This is a genomic window from Streptomyces albireticuli (genome assembly GCF_021228125.1).
Lineage (GTDB): Bacteria > Actinomycetota > Actinomycetes > Streptomycetales > Streptomycetaceae > Streptomyces > Streptomyces albireticuli.
Genome location: NZ_JAJQQS010000063.1, coordinates 1 through 3,133, shown reverse-complemented (window position 1 = coordinate 3,133; position 3,133 = coordinate 1). Strand labels below are relative to the sequence as shown.

General features: G+C 59.1%; 3 protein-coding genes and 3 pseudogenes. 1 reads left to right on the top strand and 5 read right to left on the bottom strand.

What is annotated here, in order from left to right; translation table 11 throughout:
- From LUZ64_RS38040 to LUZ64_RS36505, 4 genes and pseudogenes are all read right to left on the bottom strand, one after another.
- Window positions 1-249: pseudogene (locus LUZ64_RS38040) on the bottom strand (IS5/IS1182 family transposase); the annotation flags it as partial.
- Window positions 240-461, bottom strand: coding sequence for a transposase (locus LUZ64_RS38035; protein WP_211304942.1), 222 nt, complete (start codon window positions 459-461; stop codon window positions 240-242). The pseudogene LUZ64_RS38040 and the gene LUZ64_RS38035, both read right to left, overlap by 10 nt.
- Window positions 458-760, bottom strand: a pseudogene (locus LUZ64_RS38030) (transposase); the annotation flags it as partial. The gene LUZ64_RS38035 and the pseudogene LUZ64_RS38030, both read right to left, overlap by 4 nt.
- 119 nt (window positions 761-879) lie before the next feature.
- A pseudogene (locus LUZ64_RS36505) lies at window positions 880-1,231 on the bottom strand (transposase family protein); the annotation flags it as partial.
- Between the two features lie 418 nt (window positions 1,232-1,649).
- On the opposite strand from LUZ64_RS36505, the gene LUZ64_RS36500 reads away from it, so the two are divergent.
- The gene (locus LUZ64_RS36500; protein WP_232390646.1) at window positions 1,650-1,919 is read left to right on the top strand and encodes a chaplin; all 270 of its coding nucleotides are present in this window, start codon (window positions 1,650-1,652) and stop codon (window positions 1,917-1,919) included.
- Window positions 1,920-2,424: 505 nt separating this feature from the next.
- Here the strand turns inward: LUZ64_RS36500 and LUZ64_RS36495 are convergent.
- Window positions 2,425-2,787, bottom strand: a complete 363-nt coding sequence (locus LUZ64_RS36495) for a hypothetical protein (RefSeq protein ID WP_143593030.1) — start codon at window positions 2,785-2,787, stop codon at window positions 2,425-2,427.
- Window positions 2,788-3,133: the final 346 nt, after the last annotated feature.

The window sequence follows — 3,133 nt, the reverse complement described above, 5'->3', positions numbered from 1 at the left end:
GCTCGCTGGGCGGGGCCCCTTGGGGCGGGCCCCGGCCGCGTGCTGATGCGCGCGTACGAGGGCCGAGTCGACCGCGACCACCCAGTTCAGGTCCTCGTCCGCGTCGGCCCGGGCGAGCGGAGCGGTGAAGACGCGTTCCCAGGTGCCGTCGATCACCTCACGGTGATCACGCCACCGGCCACCTCGCTTGGGGCTCCGGTCCGGAAGCAAGGGCTCGATCCGCGCCCACCGCGCGTCGGTCAACGGCACACGGAACCAACGATCAGACGATCCCCAAAGAAACGGCCTAGGTCGTCGAGGAGGAGCTTGCCTCCGGTGGTGTCGTGTACGTTCGCGGCGGTGAAGAGGACGGCCAGCACCAGGCCGAGGGTGTCCGTGATCAGGTGCCGTTTGCGCCCTTTGGTCTTCTTGTCGGCGTCGATGCCCTGGCTGGTCTCGGGCATGTTTGCGGAGGTCTTCACGCTCTGTGCGTCGACCACGGCCGCGGTCGGTTCGGGGCTGCGGCCGTGGGATCGGCGGGCCTTGTCCCGAAGTCGTGGACCCGCTGGGTGGTTTCGTCGGCTTCCCACTTGGCGTAGTAGTCGTAGACGGTCTTGTACGGAGGGAAGTCGTGTGGCAGGTGTTCCCAAGGGGTACCGGTGCGGTTGACGTAGAGGACCGCGTTGACGGTCTCCCGCAGATCGTGCACCCGGGCTGCTGTCCCGGGGCCGGTTCGCCTGGCTCGCCAGGCGGTGAAGACGGGTTCGTTCAAGGCCCAGAGGGCGTCGGATACATCACCGCGGTAGGGGCGACGATCACTTACTCCTCACCCACCGACCACCAACCCCAGCAGTCACAAAAACATTCTGAACTACCAACTACGTAGATCAGCCACCCTCTAAGGCTTGGCTTGTCGTGCAGGTTGGCGTTCGGAGATGCCCAGTGAGAGTGGCAGCTCGTCCCCATCCGTGATCAAGTGGATTTTCGATCCCGCCTTGCCCCGGCCGGTCGGATTCGGCCCCCGTCAACGGGCCTCTTCTGCCGCCCGGACGCTGAAGGGGTCGATTGCGCAGCGCGACCAGTCCAGCTTGCCCCGGGCACCGGGTTCGTCCAGGACGACTCGGTGGATTTGGGCCCAGAGCCGGTTCTGGCTCCACCAGTAGACCGTTTGTCAGCATGGTCCGAAGACCAGCGAGAGCGGCCACCACGTGCAGCCCGACGTGGCCACGAAGATGATCGCCGTCAGGACCTCCGGTGGCGACGCCTTAGGAAGCCTTTCAGCAGCAAACGGGGGAGTGCAGTGAGGGGTCAGTATTCGGACCTCCAGCGAAGGGGACCACGCCGGGGAGTAGCTGATGTCAGGCTTATGGGCTAGCGCTGTGAACTTACTTACTGGCTAACAGGGACGTAGATAACTAATTGCAGATCAAGCGGTAATTGAATTTCTTGCCCAGATGTTCACTTGTATCTCAACGGGATGGGAGAAATCCTTTCCCTGTCCAGGCGGACTGGCGGGAAAGGTTAACTTCTATAGTTATCGAATAAACTTCGTTGAGTGATAACGAAACCATCGTGAACCTGAGGATCAGTTCCGCCGATCTCGCCTCGATCGGAAGGATTCGAGTGACCTACGCAGTGGTGATGCGTTGTTAAATTCACCTGCGCTCAAGATGAGTGCGAACGAATCCTTGATCGAGGGAATTATCATGCTGCGTTTCATCAGAGAAGCTGGCGTCGCCGTGCTGGCAGGCGCTTCTCTGTTCGGTTCCGTTGGCGTTGCTACGGCGAGCAGTGAAGCAGTCGGAGAGGCTGCTGGCAGCATCATCCAAGTACCCGTGCACGTGCCGCTCAGCTTCTGTGGAATTAGTGGCGACGTCGTAGCTTTGTTCAACGCCACGCACGGAACGTCGTGTGCTAGCATTGAAACCGAAGGGGATTGATTCTGAAGCGTGAGCCATGGAAAATTCAGATCCTGGCGCAATCTGCATGATTAGCAGTCTGCGGTTCCTTGGTAGAATTATCCTGGTTTTAGCGTCCGGCCTTCATGTGATTCGGAATACGAAGGCCGGACGTGCGCGCATGAGCCTATTACCTCTGGGGTTCTTGAATTAAAACGCTGGAATCTTTGCAGAGATCTAGGCTCCTTTAGCAGTGAATAATCTCCGATAATCAGTAATGTGAAGCGACTGTCGCGGCAAACCTGTAGCCCCAGATCTCTATACGTTGCTGATCTCGATCTGCTTAGTCGCGCGGAGGTAGCCGATGACTCAGATATCTGGCGCAGTTGAGTTTTGTGAGTGTGACAGCCTTCGGTAGAGGGCCGAATTGTGAGCATATGGCTAGGAGGCAGGCACCCTCTAGAGCCCCCTGCCTCCTAGCCGCATCGCGACCCGCTCTCCGCGATATTGTCTGGCGAGTTACTGGCCATGCTTATGACACCAGTCCTCAGTTGAATACCATCACATCGGTGCGCATGGGAATGGGTTTATTCCACTCGATATGAATCTTGAAGTTCACAACGCCATTTCCCGGAGCAACGCTCGATACCCGGATGGGTGCGGCTGCGACGAACCGGGTTCCGTGAGAATCGATCTCGGAAGCGATGATGAAGACGGTCGAGTTCTTCCCAATCACATTCCAGGAAATTTGAAGGTTATGGGTACCGTTTCCTGGGGTCCATGTCCACCAGCTTCGCCATGCGGCGATGACGTTTCCGCCGATCGGAACGCCAGCATCGGCCCGAGCCGATACTCTCCCAGTGTTCGCGACTTGCGGAACCGTGGAACTATCTACTCCGGATGTCGTCATCGAGTTCTCCTCTGTTTCCTAGAACGGTATGGGGACTGTGTCCGGTCTATTGTGAGTATCTGCCGCATGGTGCGGGAGCGTAATCACCCGAAAGGGTGAAAGGTGTCGGAGTGCCAGGCAGCATCTGCTGAACAAGGCCCCGCAACCCTGTGCCATGCTGTGGAACGGGGCGCCGCCCCCATCCAGACCCGGCGAATCTTCTGTCACGCCCGCAGAGTCCTAAAGATCTTCTCGTAACTCCGTAATTGTGCTGCGGCGATGCGGGTGTTGCAGCGTTCTGCTCAATTCATCCAGCGAGGGCGAGGTTGTGCATGTGGGCGACGCCGCTGGTGGCCCAGTGGACGCC